At 33.7% G+C, this 19,548-nt stretch carries 17 protein-coding genes and 1 other RNA gene; 6 read left to right on the forward strand and 12 right to left on the reverse strand.

What is annotated here, in order from left to right:
- Nucleotides 1-73 precede the first annotated feature (73 nt).
- From acs to HNP99_RS06060, 7 genes are all read right to left on the reverse strand, one after another.
- On the reverse strand, nucleotides 74-1,981 hold the full coding sequence (acs, locus tag HNP99_RS06030; RefSeq protein WP_173852325.1) for an acetate--CoA ligase: 1,908 nt from the start codon (nucleotides 1,979-1,981) through the stop codon (nucleotides 74-76).
- A gap of 518 nt (nucleotides 1,982-2,499) precedes the next feature.
- Nucleotides 2,500-3,969, reverse strand: coding sequence for a ketol-acid reductoisomerase (gene ilvC / locus HNP99_RS06035; protein WP_173852326.1), 1,470 nt, complete (start codon nucleotides 3,967-3,969; stop codon nucleotides 2,500-2,502).
- Nucleotides 3,970-3,980: 11 nt separating this feature from the next.
- The gene (ilvN, locus tag HNP99_RS06040; protein ID WP_173852328.1) at nucleotides 3,981-4,508 is read right to left on the reverse strand and encodes an acetolactate synthase small subunit; all 528 of its coding nucleotides are present in this window, start codon (nucleotides 4,506-4,508) and stop codon (nucleotides 3,981-3,983) included.
- Nucleotides 4,509-4,512: 4 nt separating this feature from the next.
- Nucleotides 4,513-6,210 (reverse strand): biosynthetic-type acetolactate synthase large subunit, encoded by a 1,698-nt coding sequence (ilvB, locus tag HNP99_RS06045; protein WP_173852330.1) that lies wholly within the window; start codon nucleotides 6,208-6,210, stop codon nucleotides 4,513-4,515.
- 40 nt (nucleotides 6,211-6,250) lie between these two features.
- Nucleotides 6,251-7,924 (reverse strand): dihydroxy-acid dehydratase, encoded by a 1,674-nt coding sequence (gene ilvD / locus HNP99_RS06050; RefSeq protein WP_173852332.1) that lies wholly within the window; start codon nucleotides 7,922-7,924, stop codon nucleotides 6,251-6,253.
- A 44-nt stretch (nucleotides 7,925-7,968) separates the two neighbouring features.
- The gene (leuB, locus tag HNP99_RS06055) at nucleotides 7,969-9,093 is read right to left on the reverse strand and encodes a 3-isopropylmalate dehydrogenase (RefSeq protein WP_173852334.1); all 1,125 of its coding nucleotides are present in this window, start codon (nucleotides 9,091-9,093) and stop codon (nucleotides 7,969-7,971) included.
- A 64-nt stretch (nucleotides 9,094-9,157) separates the two neighbouring features.
- A complete protein-coding gene (locus HNP99_RS06060) occupies nucleotides 9,158-10,321 on the reverse strand; it encodes a 2-isopropylmalate synthase (protein WP_173852336.1) in 1,164 nt (387 codons plus the stop codon).
- A 154-nt stretch (nucleotides 10,322-10,475) separates the two neighbouring features.
- Here HNP99_RS06060 and HNP99_RS06065 point away from each other — a divergent pair, with 154 nt between their 5' ends.
- The gene (locus tag HNP99_RS06065; protein WP_173852338.1) at nucleotides 10,476-12,020 is read left to right on the forward strand and encodes a hypothetical protein; all 1,545 of its coding nucleotides are present in this window, start codon (nucleotides 10,476-10,478) and stop codon (nucleotides 12,018-12,020) included.
- Between the two features lie 99 nt (nucleotides 12,021-12,119).
- Here the strand turns inward: HNP99_RS06065 and HNP99_RS06070 are convergent, their stop codons facing one another.
- Both HNP99_RS06070 and rnpB read right to left on the reverse strand, forming a co-directional pair.
- Nucleotides 12,120-13,055 (reverse strand): ketopantoate reductase family protein, encoded by a 936-nt coding sequence (locus tag HNP99_RS06070; protein WP_173852340.1) that lies wholly within the window; start codon nucleotides 13,053-13,055, stop codon nucleotides 12,120-12,122.
- Nucleotides 13,056-13,188: 133 nt separating this feature from the next.
- Nucleotides 13,189-13,521, reverse strand: an RNA gene (gene rnpB, locus HNP99_RS06075) — RNase P RNA component class A.
- A 120-nt stretch (nucleotides 13,522-13,641) separates the two neighbouring features.
- Between rnpB and HNP99_RS06080 the strand changes: the two genes are divergently transcribed.
- The 4 genes from HNP99_RS06080 (at nucleotide 13,642) to dnaX (ending at nucleotide 15,990) form a co-directional block, all read left to right on the forward strand.
- A complete protein-coding gene (locus tag HNP99_RS06080) occupies nucleotides 13,642-13,947 on the forward strand; it encodes a hypothetical protein (RefSeq protein WP_173852342.1) in 306 nt (101 codons plus the stop codon).
- 65 nt (nucleotides 13,948-14,012) lie between these two features.
- On the forward strand, nucleotides 14,013-14,318 hold the full coding sequence (locus HNP99_RS06085) for a hypothetical protein (RefSeq protein WP_173852344.1): 306 nt from the start codon (nucleotides 14,013-14,015) through the stop codon (nucleotides 14,316-14,318).
- Nucleotides 14,319-14,389: 71 nt separating this feature from the next.
- A complete protein-coding gene (locus HNP99_RS06090) occupies nucleotides 14,390-14,686 on the forward strand; it encodes a hypothetical protein (protein WP_173852346.1) in 297 nt (98 codons plus the stop codon).
- A 218-nt stretch (nucleotides 14,687-14,904) separates the two neighbouring features.
- Complete coding sequence (gene dnaX / locus HNP99_RS06095; RefSeq protein ID WP_173852348.1) at nucleotides 14,905-15,990, forward strand: DNA polymerase III subunit gamma/tau; 1,086 nt, start codon at nucleotides 14,905-14,907, stop codon at nucleotides 15,988-15,990.
- Between the two features lie 28 nt (nucleotides 15,991-16,018).
- Here the strand turns inward: dnaX and HNP99_RS06100 are convergent, their stop codons facing one another.
- Nucleotides 16,019-16,279, reverse strand: a complete 261-nt coding sequence (locus tag HNP99_RS06100; RefSeq protein WP_173852350.1) for a hypothetical protein — start codon at nucleotides 16,277-16,279, stop codon at nucleotides 16,019-16,021.
- A gap of 1 nt (nucleotide 16,280) precedes the next feature.
- On the opposite strand from HNP99_RS06100, the gene HNP99_RS06105 reads away from it, so the two are divergent.
- Nucleotides 16,281-16,619: a DNA polymerase III gene (locus HNP99_RS06105; protein ID WP_225738164.1), complete on the forward strand. Its 339-nt coding sequence runs from the start codon at nucleotides 16,281-16,283 to the stop codon at nucleotides 16,617-16,619.
- Nucleotides 16,620-16,652: 33 nt separating this feature from the next.
- On the opposite strand, the gene HNP99_RS06110 is transcribed toward HNP99_RS06105, so the two are convergent.
- Together HNP99_RS06110 and HNP99_RS06115 are read right to left on the reverse strand one after the other, a co-directional pair.
- Nucleotides 16,653-18,425, reverse strand: coding sequence for a MutS-related protein (locus tag HNP99_RS06110; RefSeq protein WP_173852355.1), 1,773 nt, complete (start codon nucleotides 18,423-18,425; stop codon nucleotides 16,653-16,655).
- Nucleotides 18,426-18,637: 212 nt separating this feature from the next.
- Nucleotides 18,638-19,474, reverse strand: a complete 837-nt coding sequence (locus HNP99_RS06115) for a universal stress protein (protein ID WP_173852357.1) — start codon at nucleotides 19,472-19,474, stop codon at nucleotides 18,638-18,640.
- Between the last annotated feature and the right edge of the window lie 74 nt (nucleotides 19,475-19,548).

The raw sequence follows: 19,548 nt of genomic DNA on the forward strand, positions 1-19,548 counted from the left end.
TTATTGACGCAAAACAAAAAAACTGCTTCGGTTAGGAAGCAGTTTAACATTTGGCAGAATTAAAAGCCAAAAATTATTTTCTTTCGTTCTTTATTTCCTCAATAATTTCAGGGTTTAATAAAGTAGATGTGTCTCCAAAATTAGAAAAATCTCCTTCGGCTATTTTACGAAGAATTCTACGCATAATTTTTCCCGAGCGCGTTTTAGGCAAACCTGAAACAAATTGAATTTTATCTAATTTAGCGATAGGTCCTACGTGGTCAGAAATATGCTGGTTAATCTCTTTAAAAAGATTTTCTTTATTTCTTATTTCTCCTGTTTCTTTCAATATTACGTAACCGTATAATGCTTTTCCTTTTACATCATGTGGGAAACCTACAATAGCACTCTCAGCAACTGCTGGGTGTTCATTAATAGCGTCTTCAATAGGAGCGGTTCCTAAATTATGTCCAGAAACTATTACTACGTCATCTACACGACCAGTAATTCTATAATAGCCCACTTCATCGCGTAAAGCACCGTCACCAGTAAAAAATTTCCCAGGGAACTCTGTAAAATAAGTGTCTTTATAGCGTTGATGGTCTCCCCAAATTGTTCTTGCAATTCCTGGCCAAGGAAACTTAATACACAAACTTCCTACTACTTGATTTCCTTCAATTTCAATACGTCTGTCATCCATTAAAACAGGTTGGATCCCTGGTAAAGGTAGCGTTGCATACGTAGGCTTCGTAGGTGTAACAAAAGCAATTGGAGAAATCATGATTCCGCCGGTTTCTGTTTGCCACCATGTATCAACTACAGGACATTTTTTGGCTCCCACATGATCGTTAAACCAGTGCCAAGCTTCTTCATTAATAGGCTCGCCTACTGACCCAATCACTTTTAATGATTTAAGAGCATACTTATTTACGTACTCTAAGTTTTCTTTGGCCAAAGCTCTAATAGCAGTAGGTGCCGTATAAAATTGCGTTATTTTATGTTTTTCGATAATTTGCCAAAAACGACTAAAATCAGGATAAGATGGAACTCCTTCAAATAAAACGGTGGTAGCTCCATTCAATAATGGTCCGTATACAATGTAGGAGTGTCCCGTGATCCAACCAATATCAGCAGTACACCAGAAAATATCATTTTCTTCGTAATTAAATACGTTTTTAAAAGTATAAGCTGTTTGCACCATATAACCAGCCGTAGTGTGCACCATTCCTTTAGGTTTACCGGTAGAACCAGAAGTATAAAGTATAAATAATGGGTCTTCGGCGTCCATAATTTCAGCTACAGAGTTATCAGAAGCTTCCTCTAATAACGGTTGCAACCATTGGTCTCTACCATCAATCATTTTAATAGTAGTATTGGTTCTTTTAACTACCAAAACTTTTTCGACAGAAGGACATTTTTCTAATGCTTCGTCAATTATTTCTTTTAATTCGATTGTTTTATTTCCGCGGAAACCACCATCTGCGGTGATTACCATTTTACATTCGCTATCTACTATTCTATTGGCTACAGCCGAAGCAGAAAAACCTGCAAAGACTACAGAATGTATTGCTCCAATTCTTGCACATGCTAAAATTGCAACGGCTAATTCAGGAATCATAGGCAAGTAAATACAAACTCTATCTCCTTTATTAATGCCTTGCTCACGCAACACATTAGCCATTTTACAAACCCTTTGATGCAATTCATTGTATGTTATATGCAATGCCGCTTCCTCTGGATTATTTGGTTCAAAAATGATTGCCGTTTTTTCGCCTCTCTTATTTAGGTGGCGATCAATAGCATTTTTTGTAATATTCAATTTTGCTTCAGTAAACCATTTTATATCTGCTTCAGCCATATTAAAATCGACAACTTTATCCCACTGTTGGTACCAAGTAAAATTTTCTTCGGCGATCTTACCCCAAAATTTTCTAGGTTCTCTAACAGATTTGTTATAATGTTTGAAATATTGTTCTAAATTATCGACTTTATAGTAACTCATGCTTTTTAATTTTTTATAAATATATTAAAACTCTCCCGATTCTTAAAATTATTTAAATTATAAATTCCTATGAAAAAATACATTTTTAATAGCGAAATCCACCTTAGAATGAAAAATTAATAAAATGAATTATTTTCTTAACGAATGCGTGTAAAAAAGGCGAAATAGAATATCTATTTCGCCTTTTAAATTTAACAATTATTCTAACAATTAATTTAGCCTTTAAAGAAAAACACCCCTTTTATCCGCAATATTGGGGATTATCAATTTCCTTTATAACTATTATTTTAACGACATAGGGAACTCTGCCTTTTTTATAATTTTTAACGGAAACAAATTATAGACAACCTTTAATAAAGGAATTACTTCACTTAGCTTACTAATAAACTAAGTGAATGTAATGAGCAACCCTATGCATTTTTTAAATTTATGTTGTTTTACTAATTCAAAATATTGAAATCAATGCATGGTGTCATTTCAACACACCTCATGTGTGGCAATTCCTATTTCTTCTTAATTTATCCTATTTTTTTCATAGCAGTCATTGACGCTCTTAACCACTCACCTACTTCTTCAATTGGATGTACTCTAATGCTTCTATTTACTGCAATTAAAACGGCATTATCAACGCTGTTTGAGTTTGAAAAAGGTTTACCAATAATATTTGTTTCTACTGTTTTCATAAAATCAGTTAACAAAGGCTTACAAGCATGATCAAATAAGTAACAACCGTATTCAGCCGTATCCGATATGATTCTGTTCATTTCGTATAGTTTCTTTCTCGCTACTGTATTTGCAATCAAAGGTAATTCGTGTAATGATTCGTAGTAAGCAGATTCTGCAATGATTCCAGATTCGGTCATTGTTTCAAAAGCTAATTCAACACCTGCTTTTACCATAGCAATCATCAATACACCATTATCAAAATACTCTTGTTCAGAGATTGGCGCTTCTTGAGCTGGAGTTTTTTCGAAATTAGTTTCGGCTGTTGCGGCTCTCCAAGTCAATAAATTAACATCATCATTATCCCAGTCAATCATCATGTTTTTTGAAAATTCGCCAGAGATAATATCATCCATGTGTTTATGAAACAACGGACGCATAATGTCTTTTAATTCTTCAGAAAGTCTGTACGCTTCAATTTTAGCAGGATTAGATAAACGATCCATCATGTTTGTAATTCCACCATGTTTCAAGGCTTCTGTTACTGTTTCCCATCCGTACTGAATTAATTTTGAAGCATATCCAGGTTCGATTCCTTTTTCTACCATTTTATCAAAACATAAAATAGAACCTGTTTGCAACATTCCGCAAAGAATAGTCTGCTCACCCATCAAATCTGATTTTACCTCGGCAACAAATGAAGAATTCAAAACTCCAGCTTTATGACCACCTGTAGCTACTGCATAGGCTTTTGCTTGTGCAAAACCGTCTCCATTAGGATCATTTTCTGGGTGAACGGCAATTAATGTTGGCACACCAAAACCTCTTTTATATTCTTCACGAACTTCAGATCCTGGGCATTTAGGCGCACACATAATAACGGTGATGTCTTTACGAATTTGCATTCCTTCTTCTACGATATTAAAACCATGAGAATACGCTAATGTAGCTCCTTGTTTCATTAGTGGCATGATTGCGGTTACAACTGCCGTATGTTGTTTGTCTGGCGTAAGGTTACAAACTAGATCAGCTGTAGGAATTAATTCCTGATAAGTTCCTACTTTGAAACCGTTATCTGCAGCATTCATATAAGAAGCTCTTTTTTGATCAATTGCTTCTTTTCGTAATGCATAAGAAATGTCCAACCCAGAGTCTCTCATGTTTAATCCTTGGTTCAAACCTTGAGCTCCACAACCAACAATTACTACTTTTTTACCTTTTAATGCTGCTATTCCATCAACAAATTCTGATTGATCCATGAATTCGCAAACGCCTAATTGTTCTAATTGTAATCTTAGTGGTAATGAATTGAAATAATTTGCCATTTTTTTTATTTTTATCTTTGTTTTAATTCTTCTAATAATGCTGAAATTTCCATTTTTTCTTTGGAAATAGATATTCTTCCGGAACGTACAAACTGCATAATTCCATAGGGTTTTAACCTGCTGTACAACTCCTCAATCTCAGAACGTTTTCCTGATTTTGAAATCACAAAAAAGTCTCTTGCAACAGTGACAATCTCTGAGTTACTGTCCTTAATGATATTCTGGATTTGTCTTTCATCAAATAATAAACTCGACTCTATTTTAAATAAAGCATTTTCTAAGAAAATAGTTTCATCATCTATATGATAAAATGCTTTAATTACTTCAATTTGCTTTTCTATTTGACCTACAATGTTTTGCACCCATTTTTCAGTTGTATTGACAACAATAATAAAACGAGAAACAGTCTCAATCTCTGATTCTGAAACATTTAGACTTAATATATTAATGTGACGCTTTAAGAATATTCCTGATATTCTATTAAGCAATCCAACGTTGTTTTCTGAATAAACAGAAATTGTGAATGTTTGATTTTCCATATTATTAACTTAATCTGATATCCGAAACTGACGCTCCTGTAGGTATCATTGGGAATACATTATTTTCTTTTTCAACCATAACCTCTAGAAAGTAAGACTCTTTTGACGCCATCATTTCGGCGACTGCAGCATCAAGATCTTCTCTCTTTGTTACTTTTTTAGCTTTAATATAATACCCTTCAGCAATAGCTACAAAATTAGGATTGGTCATTTCGGTAGATGCATATCTTCTATCAAAAAATAACTGTTGCCACTGGCGTACCATTCCTAAAAACTCATTGTTAAGTACCACAATTTTCACAGGAACTTTAGTTTGAAAAATAGTTCCTAATTCTTGTATTGTCATCTGGAAACCACCGTCACCTATTATAGCGACTACTTCACGATCAGGTCTTCCCATTTTTGCACCAATAGCTGCTGGTAAAGCAAATCCCATCGTTCCTAATCCTCCAGATGTTACATTGCTCTTAGATTGATTGAACTTCGAGTAGCGACAAGTAAACATTTGGTGTTGCCCAACATCAGATACCATAATAGCATCTCCTTTTGAATGTTTGTTGATCATTTCTATCGTTTCACCCATAGAAATTCCTTTACCATTTGTAGGTGCAAGTTCTTCGTTAATTACCTTCTCACATTCAATTTTATATAATCTCTTGAATTCGTCATGCCAAACTGCATGTGATTTACTCTCGATTAAAGGTAGCAAGGCAGCTAATGATTCTTTTACATCTCCTAAAACTGCAACCTCAGTTTTTACATTTTTATCAATTTCTGATGGATCAATATCAAAGTGAATTACTTTTGCTTGCTTAGCATACGTTTCTAAATTTCCAGTTACGCGGTCATCAAAACGCATTCCTAGCGCAATAAGCACATCGCATTCATTAGTTAACATATTAGGAGCATAATTTCCGTGCATTCCTAACATTCCAACATTTAAAGGATGATCAGTAGGCAAAGCAGAAAGGCCTAAAATTGTCCACGCTGCAGGAATACCTGATTTTTCAACAAATTCCTTGAATAATGCTTCAGCTTGACCCAAAATAATTCCTTGTCCAAAAACGATCAGTGGTTTTTTAGCATTATTAATTAAAGTAGCAGCTTCTTTTACTTTACCCAATTTTAATTTGGGTACCGCAACATAACTCCTAATTCCTGTACATTTTTTATAGCTAAAATCAAGTAAATCAAACTGAGCGTTTTTAGTAATATCAACTAATACTGGGCCTGGACGACCTGATCTAGCAATATAAAAAGCTTTTGCCATAATCTCTGGAATTTCAGAAGCTTCTGTAATTTGGTAATTCCATTTCGTCACTGGAGTCGAAATGCCAATAATATCTGTTTCTTGAAAAGCATCTGATCCTAGCAAATGTTTACCAACTTGACCCGTAATACATACCATTGGTGTAGAATCTATTTGCGCATCAGCAATCCCTGTGACCAAGTTTGTAGCTCCTGGTCCCGAAGTAGCGATAGCAACACCCACTTTTCCTGTTGCTCTAGCGAATCCTTGAGCAGCATGCGTTGCACCTTGCTCATGGCGCACAAGCACATGATGCAATTCATCTTTAAACTTATACAATTCGTCGTAAACAGGCATAATCGCACCACCTGGGTAACCATAAACCAAATCTACTCCTTCTGCTAATAGACATCTAATAACGGCTTCTGCGCCTGATATTTTATTTGTTTCCATCGGATATAATTTATTCGCGCTGAGACTAACGCTCTTTGCTTTATTTGTCAGTGACACATCCAGTAGATGCGCTTGATACTGAGCGAATGTATTTTAGTAAAACTCCTTTTTTGATACTCGATTCGGGTTGTACCCATTTTGCTTTTCTTGCAGCAAACTCATCGTCAGAAATTTTTAGATTGATTGTGTTTTTTACAGCATCAATAGTGATAATATCACCATTTTCAACCAGTGCAATTCCACCTCCATCAAAAGCTTCGGGCGTTACGTGACCTACAACAAAGCCATGTGAACCACCAGAGAATCTACCATCAGTAATCAAAGCGACACTTTTTCCTAAACCGGCACCCATAATTGCTGATGTTGGTTTTAGCATTTCAGGCATTCCTGGCCCACCTTTAGGTCCACAGTACCTAATGACGACCACATTACCTGGTTTTACCTCTCCAGCGCGAACACCTTTGATAACATCATGTTCGTTCTCAAAAACAATAGCATCTCCTTCAAAATATTCTCCTTCGTTACCACTAATTTTTGCTACGCATCCTTCTTCGGCAAGATTACCGTAAAGGATTTGGATATTTCCTGTTGCTTTTAGTGCCTTTTGGATTTCGTGAATTACTTCTTGTCCGTCATTTAAATCTGGAACAGCTGCTAAGTTTTCAGCTAATGTTTTTCCGGTTACAGTCAAGCAATTTCCGTGAAGCAATCCTTCTTTTAATAAGTATTTCATTACAGCTGGAACCCCACCTACTTCGTGTAAATCTTCCATTAGGTATTTTCCGCTGGGTTTTAAATCAGCAAGCAAAGGTGTTTTATCACTAATATCTTGAAAATCTTTTAATGTGATTTCGATATCAACAGAGTGTGCCATTGCGATTAAATGCATTACCGCATTTGTAGAACCACCTAGAACTGCCACCATCGTAATCGCATTTTCAAATGCTTCACGAGTCATAATGTCTCTAGGTTTGATATCTTTTTCTAATAATATTCTGATTGCTTTACCAGCATCAATACATTCTTGCTTTTTTTCTTGGCTTAAAGCCGGATTAGAAGAGCTATAAGGCAAACTCATTCCTAAGGCTTCAATTGCTGATGACATGGTGTTGGCTGTGTACATACCGCCACAAGCTCCAGCACCAGGACAAGCATTTTTAATCACTCCTTTAAAATCTTCGGGTTCAATTGTATTGCTAAATTTTTTACCCAAAGCTTCAAAAGCAGAAACAATATTTAAAGATTCTCCTTTCCATTTACCTGAATGGATTGTTCCTCCATAAACCATAATCGACGGACGATTTACACGACCCATTGCAATTACCGATCCAGGCATGTTTTTATCACAACCGGGAACAGCTATTAAACCGTCGTACCATTGTGCTCCCATTACTGTCTCGATAGAATCAGCAATTACATCTCTTGATACTAGTGAAAAACGCATTCCGTCAGTACCATTTGAGATTCCGTCACTCACACCAATAGTATTAAAAATTAGACCAACAAGGTCTTCTTTCCATACTCCTTTTTTAATATCTTTAGCAAGGTCATTTAAGTGCATGTTACACGTATTTCCCTCGTACCCCATACTTACAATTCCAACCTGTGCTTTCTTTAAATCATCTTCGGTTAAACCAATTCCGTACAACATAGCTTGAGCAGCTGGTTGCGTTTCGTCTTGTGTGATGGTTTTACTGTATTTATTTAATTCCATTATCTATATGTTGTGTATCTGTATTTTTAATTTAATTTTCGTTTTTAAACGATTGTCGATTGCCCGATGTGTACATTGTCATTATTAAAGTACATCAAGTCATCTTTATTCAAAATAAAATTTGAAACAAACTCTCCTACTTCATTAGTTCCAAAACTAGTTCCTGGATTCAAATCAATAGTTACTACATTGTATTCAATTGCTTTTTCTATAGCTTCGTGAACAAGTTTTGCTTCTTCGGTCAAGCCAAAATGTTCTAACAACATTGCCGCTGAAACGATTGATGCAATAGGATTTGCAATATTTTTATCTTTAGCTTGTGGAAACGATTTATGTATAGGTTCAAACAATGCTTTTGTAGTTCCAAAAGAAGCTGAAGCTAACAATCCAATCGATCCTGTAATAGCACTTGCTTCGTCTGAAAGTATATCTCCAAAAAGATTTTCGGTTAGAATAACATCAAATTGTTTAGGATTAAGAACCAATTGCATTGCGGCAGTATCTACAAACAAAAAGTTCAATTCTACATCTGGATAATCATACGCCACTTTTTGTACTACATTTCGCCATAAGCGAGAAGTTTCTAGCACATTCGCTTTATCCACCATAGTGACTTTATTTCTTCTTTTTTGTGCCGATTTGAACGCTAAGTGTGTGATCCTAGTAATTTCTTCTTCGGAATATTCACATACATCTGACGCTTTAGTTTTTGCTTCATTTAAGGTTTTATCACTAAAATAAATTCCACCAGTCAATTCTCTGAAAACGATAAAATCAGTTCCTTCAATAATTTCTCTCTTTAAAGGAGAAGAATGCATCAAAGTCGAATACGTTCTAATTGGTCTTTTATTGGCAAAAAGCCCCAATTCTTTTCTTAATTTTAAAACAGCCTGCGAAGGACGTTTTTGGGCATCTGGATTATTATCATGTTTAGGGTTACCATCTCCTACGGTTCCTAATAATACTGCATCTGTATTTAAACATAAGTTTAAGGTTTGCTCTGGCAATGCTACCCCTGCTTTATCAATAGCGACAGCGCCTATAAGGGCATCCTCAAAAATAAACTCGTGATCAAACATTACACTAATGGCATACAATGCTTTTTTTGCTTGTAAAACTACTTCAGGACCTATTCCGTCTCCTGATAATACTGCTATTTTTAAATTCATATCTCTCGCTATTAATGGTAATTAGAAAAAATAATTAGTTGTGTTATTTGGTCTAATAAAACACTTATACAGTAACGCTTTTACAAGCTTCTATTATTTGATGAATATCTTCATCTATGACTTCTTTTTTAATATCTGCAAATTTTAAGAACTCTACATATACAATGTCTAATTGTACTTTTGTCAATTCGTAACCCACTTTTTTAGCTCTATACGCTAGTGCCGCTCTACCACTTCTAGCTGTAAGTACTATTGAAGATTCATTGACACCTACATCTAAAGGATCCATGATTTCATAAGTAGCTCTGTTTTTAATAACACCATCTTGGTGAATTCCTGAGCTGTGAGCAAAGGCATTAGCACCTACAATTGCTTTGTTAGGCTGTACCACCATTCCCATACTTTCGGATACTAAACGACTCATTTCGTTCAATTGTTTGGTATCAATGTCAGTATATAAATTAAGGTAAGGATGTTGCTTGAAAATCATTACAACCTCTTCAAGTGCTGTATTTCCTGCTCGCTCTCCTATTCCGTTGATTGTGCATTCTATTTGTCTTGCGCCGTTTACTGCTCCAGAAATTGAATTTGCTGTTGCCATTCCAAGATCATTATGACAGTGGCAAGACAAAATTACGTTTTCAATTCCTTTTACATTCTCTCTTAGGTATTTTATTTTTGCTCCGTATTCTTCGGGTAAGCAATATCCTGTAGTATCTGGAATATTTAAAACTGTTGCTCCTGATTTAATCACTTCTTCACAGACTCGAGCAAGGAATTCATTATCAGTTCTTCCAGCATCTTCGGCATAAAACTCTACATCTTCAACGTATGATTTTGCATGAGCTACAGCAGCTTTTGCTCTAGCAAGAACATCTTCGCGAGTGGTATTTAATTTATGAACTATATGAGATTCTGATGTTCCTATTCCGGTATGAATTCTTGGTCGTTTAGCGTATTTTAAAGCCGCTGCTGCAACGTCAATATCATTTTTTACTGCTCTAGTTAACCCACAAACAGTTGCGTTTTTTACAATTTTACTAATTTCAGAAACAGATAAAAAATCACCAGGACTCGATACAGGGAAACCAGCTTCTATAATATCAACACCCATCTCATCCAGTCGGTTTGCAATAACTAGTTTTTGTTTGGTATCTAATTTACATCCTGGAACTTGTTCTCCGTCTCTTAAAGTGGTGTCAAAAATTTGAACTTTCTCTCTATTCATATTCATTTATTTAATGTAATTTCACATTTCAATAACAAAGTTAGATTTGATTCCCTCATAATAAAACCAAATACTAGCAAATATACTGCTCATAAAGCAAACTATAAACATACAAGTTATTGATTTACAACAATTTAAGCTTTATTATTTTACAATGGCTAACCATCAAAAAGATTTTTTATTTGTATTAATTAAATCACTTTCTAAGTCGGAGAAAAGGCAATTTAAGATTTTTGCCAGCCGATTAGAAACAAGTTCACATACTAAGTTCATTGAATTATTTAATATTTTAGATAAATCTGAAGCGTATGACGAGAAAATAATTTTAAAAAGTGGTGCAATTAAAAAAGTGCAACTATCTAATTTGAAATCATATTTGTACAAACAGATATTAGTAAGTATCCGTTTGAATATTCCAAGTCAGAATATTAGATACCAATTAAGAGAGCAAATTGACTTTGCAAGCATACTTTATAATAAAGGTCTGTATAAGCAAAGTCTAAAAATATTGGACAAAACTAAAATTCAAGCGCTAGAGAATGACGAAAAGTATATGGCCTTTGAAATTGTAGAGTTCGAAAAATTAATCGAATCACAATACATCACCCGAAGTATACAAGGTCGCGCAGACGAGTTAGTTATTCAAGCCAAAGAATTAAATTACCAAAATACTATTTCTAGTAAATTATCTAATTTATCACTGCAACTGTATGGCATCATGCTTAAAACAGGCTACGTAAAGACAGACGAAGAGTTTCAATATATAGATGACTATTTTACTAAGCACATCTCAAAATTTGATGAGAGTAAGTTTGGCTTTCGCGAAAAATACTGGTTTTACAATGCTAATTTATGGCACAGTTTTTTAGTACAAGATTTTTTAGGTAGTTATAAATATGCTTATAAATGGGTTACCTTATTTTATGACAACCCCAATATGATTTATCTAAATCCGGTATTTTTCTTAAAAGGAAACCATTATTTATTAGAATCATTGTTCATGTTAAAGTACAAGTCTAATTTTAAAAAATACTTATTAAAATTAGAAGAGACGATTAACAACCCCAAATTTCCAGTTAATGATAATGTAGCGTCATTGTCTTTCTTGTACTTGTATAATAATAAATTAAATTATCATATTCTTGAGGGTACTTTTAGCGAAAGCGAATATTTAATTCCAGAGATATTACATAAAATAAACTTGCATAGCGAACATCTAGATGAGCATCACGAGATGTTATTTTATTATAAAATTGCATGTATCTATTTTGGAACAGAAAAATATGCCGAATCTATTTTTTACTTAGAGAAAATTATAAACAACAAAAATCTAAGCATGCGTGAGGATTTAATGTGTTTTGCTCGATTGCTTTATTTGATTGAACATTATGAAATGGGTAAAGATTTTAATCTAGAGGCACAACTTAAAAGTACCTATAAGTTTTTATTAAAAATGAATGACTTGCATGAAGTTCAAAAAGAGATTATTCGGTTTTTGAAAAACTTAAATTCATTATACCCTGCAGATATTAAAAAGGAGTTCATAAAAATGCGTTTCCGTTTTATTGAGTTAGAGAAAAATACCTATGAAAAAAGAGCTTTTTTATACCTAGATATTATCTCTTGGTTGGAGAGCAAAATTGAAAATAGAAAAATAGCTGATATCATGCGTGAAAAAGCACAACTGATCAATCGTTAAAACAAAAAAGCCCGTCATAGCAGTATTCTAGACGGGCTTTATTATGAATCTAACTTTATAATAGATTACTATAATCTATTAATATTCTGGAATAGGACATTATTCAGAAGGCATTTTCAAAGCCAATGCATCCAGTACTTTTTGATAGGTAGGCATGTCTACTTCATATTTCAACCCCTCATTTACCACAAAAGCGGTTAGCGATTCTAATTCAAATTTATGTCCTGAAATCACATCACGGTGCATTGAGGAAGTAGCCTCATGAGGCATTTTCTCTAATTTTTGAATAGTTTTCATTGTAATGTCATTAGGTAATTCCAACCCTTTGACAGCTGCGAGCATCGTGATTTCTTGTAATAAGTTCACAAAAACAGCTCTACTAGTATTAGAACCTATAATTTCTCCAATATTTTGATTCAAATAAGATGTTGCTGAAGCCAAACTAGAGATAAAAATAAATTTCTCCCAGACCGTTTCTTCAATTTGATCAACTAAAGTGCTTTGAATCCCAGCATTTACAAAAATAGTTTGTAACGTTTTCATTTTAGTCACGGAAGCAGAATGGGAACCAAAGAATAATTTTTCAAAAGGACCAACTTTTTTAATCACGCCAGGACTTTCGATCAAAGCAACAATATACACACAACCCTGTAATACTTCATTATCAGGAAAAATGGCACTGATACGCTCAGGAGCATCAACACCATTATATAAAGGTAGAAAAATGGTGTTTTTAGTAATGCATTTTTTATATGATAACAAACTCTCCTCGATGTCATATGTTTTGGTAGCGCATATTAGGTAATCTAATTTTCCAATTATTTCAGGATCATTAGAAACTAAAGTAGGAAAAACAATAGTTTCATCAGTATCTGTAATTAGTTTAAGTCCTGATTTTGCAACTATTTCTTGCGTTTTTCCGCGTGCAATAAAAACAATTTCAATAGCATCTGATTGGCTATAGGCTTTTGCCAAAAGTCCACCAAAATACCCTCCTACTCCACCTAATCCTAAAATTCCAATTCTTGTTTTCATGCTTACCGTTTTTATATAAAAATAAAACCATTAAAAAATTAAGTCATCAAGACAATAGACTTGAAGGAACATAATTTTTTAATGGTTTACTTTAGAATTAACATTCCTTACTTCATTAAATTTTAATAAAAAGAAAAAAAACAGACCTATAAGCCGGATTCTGTCTCCAATAAATTGGAGCCTTATCATTTATCTAGATCTCAAATTACTCTGAGACTCAAGCTACCTACCCTTCAACAACGAGCGAGAAGCCCTTAAATGCTGATATACTTGATATTTCACCGTATAGAGTTTACCTGGTTTCACTACAGCATTACCTGTACATACTTTCTGTTGCACTTGTCCTAGCCCTAATAAATTAGAACTGACGGGTGTTACCCGCTATACTTCTCTATGGTGTCCGGACTTTCCTCTCTTTTGTCCCAATAGCTATCAGAAGCAAAACAGCGATAAGGCGGTCTGTGTCGCAAATCTACACTATTTATTGCTGTTTTACTACTTTCTATTATTTACTTTAACAACACTTTTACAATCTATTAATTATAAAATAGTTATCTTTAGTACATAACTAACACCAGCCGTATTTATGAAAATTAAAATGTACCATTACGCCACTGTTTCTAAAGCATTAGACGATTTACATGAAAAAGGATTCACTTATGATTTTAATCTAAATGAACAAGATATTGTCAAATGTCCAGAAAAATATGAAATAGAACACATCTATCGCTATGAAGGCAATTCAGATCCCGGTGACGAAGCTATTGTTTATGGTATAAAGTGCAGCACGGGACGAAGAGGTGTTTTTGTTACAGGATTTGCAGCAAACTCGGTTAGTGAAGCTGGACAAATACTGATCAATATCACTACCAAAGACGGCCGTAACCGATAAAAAAACTTCTATTTGCTTTTCAATTAAAATTCAACAACTTATTACAATACAATTTAATTTACATTATGAAAAATATTTATCATTACGCTTCAGTTTCAAAAGCATTAGAAGAGTTAAAACAAAAAGGATTTAGTTATGATTTCAATATACACGAAGATCATATCGTAGCAAATCCTACTGATTATGAAATTATGCATGTCTACCGCTACGAAGGAGACTCTAATCCTGATGATGAAGCTGTGGTGTACGGAATTCAATCAAAAAGTGGCGAAAAAGGTGTTTTTGTAGCAGGATTTGCAGCAAATTCTATCACCGAAGCCACTCAAGCATTAATTAATATAGAATTAGAAGGACGTAAAAACAAGTCATAACTAGTTGCAGTTAGTATAGCAAAGAGTTTAAGAATAGTTTTTTCTTTTTAATTTTATTAAAATAATAAACTATGAAAAATACCTACCGTTATGCTTCTGTTTCTATAGCACTTGAAGAGTTAGCACAAATGGGATTTGTTTACGATTACAATCTTCACGAAGATACCATTGTAAATGAACCAACTGATCTAGAAATAATTCACATTTACCGCTATGAAGGAAATTCTAATCCTGCTGATGAATCAGTAGTATATGGTATCCAATCTAAAGATGGTACTAAAGGCGTCTTTGTAGCTGGTTTTGCAGCAAATTCAATTAGTGCGGCTACAATAGCATTAATTGCTATTGAAATAAAAGGCCGTAATTAAATGCCATTAATATAATTACGTCCTTTTATAAAAAGAGGTTCCTTAGTATATTATAGGTTTAAAAAATGCTATTATTTTGAATTTCAAAGCTTTGATTAACTTGATTAAAAAACATTTTAGATTTACCTATTTTATTCTATTGTTAATTTTAGAATTAACCAAATTATCATTTTCATAATATAAAGGCAATGACTATATTTGCTTTCGAATAAAAATCTATGGAACAATTTATTGTATCGGCTCGTAAATATCGTCCTCAAACATTTAATGATGTTGTAGGACAAAAAGCTATTACCAATACTTTATTGAATGCTATAGAAAGCAATCACTTGGCTTCAGCATTGCTGTTTACTGGACCTCGTGGTGTAGGAAAGACAACTTGCGCGCGTATTTTAGCACGTAAAATTAACCAACCAGGTTATGATGATCCAACTGAAGATTTTGCTTTTAATGTATTCGAATTAGATGCGGCTTCAAACAATTCTGTTGATGATATTAGAAGCCTAATTGACCAAGTTCGTATTCCGCCACAAACCGGAAAATACAAAGTGTACATTATAGATGAAGTGCACATGCTCTCTTCTGCGGCATTTAATGCTTTTTTGAAAACGCTAGAAGAACCGCCTAAGCACGCTATTTTTATTTTGGCTACGACCGAAAAACATAAAATTATTCCAACGATATTATCCCGTTGTCAAATATTTGATTTTAAAAGAATCACTGTAAAAGACGCCAAAGAACATCTTGCCGAAGTAGCAACTAGTCAAGGAATTTCTTTTGAAGACGATGCTTTGCATATTATTGCTCAAAAAGCAGATGGCGCTATGCGTGATGCTTTATCAATTTTTGATAGAGTGGTTTCTTACTGTGGTACTAATTTAACGCGTCTTGCCGTAACCGAAAACTTAAATGTGCTGGATTACGAGACTTACATTAATATAACCGACTTATTACTAGAAAATAAGATACCTGATTTATTAATGGCCTTCAATGATATTCTTTCTAAAGGATTTGATGCGCATCATTTTGTTTCAGGATTAGCATCTCATTTTAGAGATTTATTAGTGAGTAAAACGCCTGCTACCTTGACTTTATTAGAAGTTGGTGAACAAGCGCAGAAAATGTACGGCGTTCAAGCACAAAAATGCAGCACCGAATTTTTACTTAAAGGAATCGAAATAGCGAATGATTGTGATTTAAAATACAAATTAAGTCAAAACCAGCGATTACTAGTAGAGCTTTGTTTAATGCAACTAGCCTCTATCAACTATGATGGAGAAAAAAAAAAGCTGAGTCCTTTATAATTCCACCTACTTATTTTAGAAAACAAGATTACTCCATTGCTGAAGTTGCAAAACCAACTGCAGTAGCAACTAATGAAACTAAAACTCCTACTCCAACAGTTACGGTTACTCCTGTAAATAATACACCGCCTGCAGTAGTTAAAAAGGAAACTCCGTTACATGATGGCCCTAAAGTTTCGGCATTTTCATTAGCGAGTATCCGAGCTAAAAAAGCATTAGAAGAAAGCAATAAAAACTTTGTAAAACCTACCGAGAACTTACCTACCGAGGATTTTACTGAAACAGACATGATGATCCAATGGACGAACTATGCTAAGAAATTAGGTTCGAAAGGGTTTAAAATCATGGAGTCATTATTACTGATTAACGATCCTGTATTAAATGGAACCGTAGTAAGTATTGAATTGCCTAATGAAGGTTCTAAGTTGGACTTTGAAAGTCAAAAAAATGGATTAGTTGGCCATTTACGCGGCCACTTACACAATCATGATATTACGATTGAAGTTATTGTAAATGAAAGTATTGAGAGTAAACGTAGTTTTAATGATCAAGACAGGTACAATCGTTTGCACGAAATAAATCCAAACATTGATCTTTTAAGAACAACATTTGGATTAGATATTACCTAGTAACTACGTAGATTTATAATTGGCAATCCTTTTTTAAATTACCCCCATTTTTTTCATCAAGAAAGTAGCACTTTTATTTTTACAAATTCCATCGCGAAGTTTGTAATCAAAATGCAATTCATTATCAACGATTTCTACTTCAAAACATTTGTTTATAAGCGTCTCTGGGTAGTCATTTGTAGTTAAACACACTTCAATATCATGGGTTGCAATTGCTCCAACGGCATTTTTAGCAATTACTTTTTTAACGACTTCGATAGTTCCGTTTCGTTTATCGTCAGAATTTGTTCCTCTCAATATTTCATCTAGTAAAACAAAAGCAGGTTGATCTTCTAGAGCATCCATGATTTGTTTCAAACGCTTAATTTCAGCAAAGAAATATGATTCACTGTCAGACAAAGAGTCTGATAATCGCATCGAAACTAAAATAGGCAACGGATGCACATTCGCCTCATTAGCACAGACCACAGATCCCATTCCAGACAAAACCATATTAACACCAAGGCTTCGTAAAAAAGTACTTTTACCAGACATATTAGAACCTGTCAAAATCATAAAGCTTTGTGGGTGAAAAGAGACGTCGTTTCCTATTCTCTTTTCTGAATTTAATAACGGATGACTTAAGTTTTTAAAATCAATTTTAGCCTCTGAGTTTAATTTTGGATATACAAAATCAGGGTTGTTATAAGCTAAATTAGCCAAACTATTCAGCATTTCGAATTCTCCAATTACTTCCAGCCAATTTTCTAAAACTGCAGCATGTTCCTCTTTCCAAGCCAATAATTTTTTCAAAACATGAAGATTAAAAAGGAAGGTACCATTAAATAACGATGCCGCCACAAGATTTCCAATCGTGTCCATATTGGCAAACAATTCCGATAGTTTCTTGAGGTGCAAACTAGCCGTTGTGGTTTTAAAAATTAGCTTTTGCTGTAAAGCGATTAATTTAGTCGATTCAAATTTTTCGTCTTCAATCTTTTTTAGCAACAAACTATATTGACTAATGACCTTATCAATATCTTCGGCATTAGCAATTTCTATCTGGATGCGTTTAAAAAATTTCCCTAAAATCCCTAAATTGATTAAAAAGATATAGATCAAGTAGTTTAAAAACGTAGCATTATCTGTAACAAAATAGGTTATCAAAACACCAAAAAACAAAATAGGCATGATGTATGAAACAACATCAGTCCATTTTGGCAAGGACGAACTTGGGAATTTACTCCATGTCAATAAAGCTTCATAACTCGTTTTATTGTCCTTACTTACTTTGGCGAAAGCCAAAAATTCCTGACGCCAATCTATTTTTTTAGTCAACTCGCTAACTGCCTCTTGGTTTTGCACAATCGCATCATTTGGCAAAAGCGTTAATAACTGATTGGCAAGTGTTTTTTTACCCACATAAGTTGCCGTTCTATTTAGATTTTGGAATAAAGAATGGTCACCAAAAACATCTAAATCATAAGCATAAGGATGCTGAAAATCATTAAAAACCGCACCATTTGCAAATGGCAAACTGTTCTTACTACAATAATCATCTTCATTTTTATTGATTGCTACAAGCGCTTCGGTAATTTTTCTTTTCAGTAATAATTTTGAATGGTAACGCATTAAAAATATAAAAACTGCGAATGAAACCACTGCTAAACCTACATAAAGCAGATCACTTTCTTTAAGGTATAAGTAGGAGAATCCTATGAAAAACAAGATACTTAAAAGCCTTAAAACGCTTATACTTGTGTATTTTTTATTAATTAACGCTAACTCTTGAGCGTATTTTTCTTGGTTGGTTTGGTATATATTCATTATTTGATTTATGAAAAACAAATATAGGATTCCATTGTAAAAAGTTCACTAATAAAATCTTAAATTGTTGCTGGAATTAATAAAAAAAGCAGTCAAAACTCAAAAGAGTATCGCTGCTTTCTTTCACAATAAATATTCCTCCTTAATTATAGTAAAATAAGGGACTACAAGAATACTATTAAATTTATTTTTAGAATAAACCGTTAAAAAAATTACGGCTTAATAGTAATCGACAAAATAGGAATTTCGAAATTCTTAGTTAATTTTTTAGTCAAACTAGGATTCATAATACCTTCAAAGAAACCTCTTTTATAGGTTAGCATGGTCAAGATATCGATCTCTTTATACATAATAAAGTCAACAATAGTTTCCTTAACTTCATCACTGTTTACTATATAAAATTCTACGGGTTCATTTTCAAATTTTGTTTCCCATTTTTTTATTGTTTTTTCATCAACGTCAGCATCGCTTGTTTTTACATACAAACATTTCACTCTTGCTCCAGCCAGTTTAGCAATTTTTATTACTTGCTTCAATGCCTTTTTATCTTTAGATCTAAAACGCGTAGTAAAGCCTATATTATGAATTTTTTGGTATTTTGCTTCAGCGGGAACACTCAATAATGGTACGTCAATATCCGTAAGCACATTAGCGGTGTTAGTACCCGTAAAAAATGACGTCCAACTCGTGGCGCCTGCTGTACCCATAACCACGTAATCAATTTTGTCTTCTTTAATCGATTTTTCAATATTAAAAAGCAAACTACCATCCATTAAACGGTGCGTCATTTTGATTTTATCCAAATGATGTTGCTCAGCAATAGCACGTAATTTGGGAATTTCATCCTTAAACATATCAAATTGTGATAACTGCATAGAATCGTAAATCACCATATAATTCTCAGGAAAATACTGATTATCAAACACAGGCATTTCAAAAGTATGTAGTAAAATAAGCTCACCTTGAACTAATTTTGCAAATTCTAGCGCATGAATAAAGGCATTATTTGCCGTTTCAGAAAAATCGGTTGGAAAAAGGATACGTTTCATTTTCTAATGTTTTAATAGATTGATAAATCAAAATTACGTTTAAAATTACGCTAATAATATGATAAACATCAGTT

The sequence above is a fragment of the Flavobacterium gelidicaeli genome (genome assembly GCF_013294005.1).
Lineage (GTDB): Bacteria > Bacteroidota > Bacteroidia > Flavobacteriales > Flavobacteriaceae > Flavobacterium.

Bases quoted from the DNA above. Each gene is read 5' to 3' on its own strand.
- acs (WP_173852325.1), bottom strand. From the start codon at position 1,981: ATGAGTTACTATAAAGTCGATAATTTAGAACAATATTTCAAACATTAT.
- HNP99_RS06090 (WP_173852346.1), top strand. From the start codon at position 14,390: ATGAAAAATACCTACCGTTATGCTTCTGTTTCTATAGCACTTGAAGAG.
- ilvD (WP_173852332.1), bottom strand. From the start codon at position 7,924: ATGGAATTAAATAAATACAGTAAAACCATCACACAAGACGAAACGCAA.
- HNP99_RS06060 (WP_173852336.1), bottom strand. From the start codon at position 10,321: ATGAATAGAGAGAAAGTTCAAATTTTTGACACCACTTTAAGAGACGGA.
- HNP99_RS06105 (WP_225738164.1), top strand. From the start codon at position 16,281: ATGATCCAATGGACGAACTATGCTAAGAAATTAGGTTCGAAAGGGTTT.
- ilvB (WP_173852330.1), bottom strand. From the start codon at position 6,210: ATGGAAACAAATAAAATATCAGGCGCAGAAGCCGTTATTAGATGTCTA.
- HNP99_RS06100 (WP_173852350.1), bottom strand. From the start codon at position 16,279: ATGTCTGTTTCAGTAAAATCCTCGGTAGGTAAGTTCTCGGTAGGTTTT.
- ilvN (WP_173852328.1), bottom strand. From the start codon at position 4,508: ATGGAAAATCAAACATTCACAATTTCTGTTTATTCAGAAAACAACGTT.
- HNP99_RS06110 (WP_173852355.1), bottom strand. From the start codon at position 18,425: ATGAATATATACCAAACCAACCAAGAAAAATACGCTCAAGAGTTAGCG.
- ilvC (WP_173852326.1), bottom strand. From the start codon at position 3,969: ATGGCAAATTATTTCAATTCATTACCACTAAGATTACAATTAGAACAA.
- HNP99_RS06115 (WP_173852357.1), bottom strand. From the start codon at position 19,474: ATGAAACGTATCCTTTTTCCAACCGATTTTTCTGAAACGGCAAATAAT.
- HNP99_RS06085 (WP_173852344.1), top strand. From the start codon at position 14,013: ATGAAAAATATTTATCATTACGCTTCAGTTTCAAAAGCATTAGAAGAG.
- HNP99_RS06065 (WP_173852338.1), top strand. From the start codon at position 10,476: ATGGCTAACCATCAAAAAGATTTTTTATTTGTATTAATTAAATCACTT.
- dnaX (WP_173852348.1), top strand. From the start codon at position 14,905: ATGGAACAATTTATTGTATCGGCTCGTAAATATCGTCCTCAAACATTT.
- HNP99_RS06070 (WP_173852340.1), bottom strand. From the start codon at position 13,055: ATGAAAACAAGAATTGGAATTTTAGGATTAGGTGGAGTAGGAGGGTAT.
- leuB (WP_173852334.1), bottom strand. From the start codon at position 9,093: ATGAATTTAAAAATAGCAGTATTATCAGGAGACGGAATAGGTCCTGAA.
- HNP99_RS06080 (WP_173852342.1), top strand. From the start codon at position 13,642: ATGAAAATTAAAATGTACCATTACGCCACTGTTTCTAAAGCATTAGAC.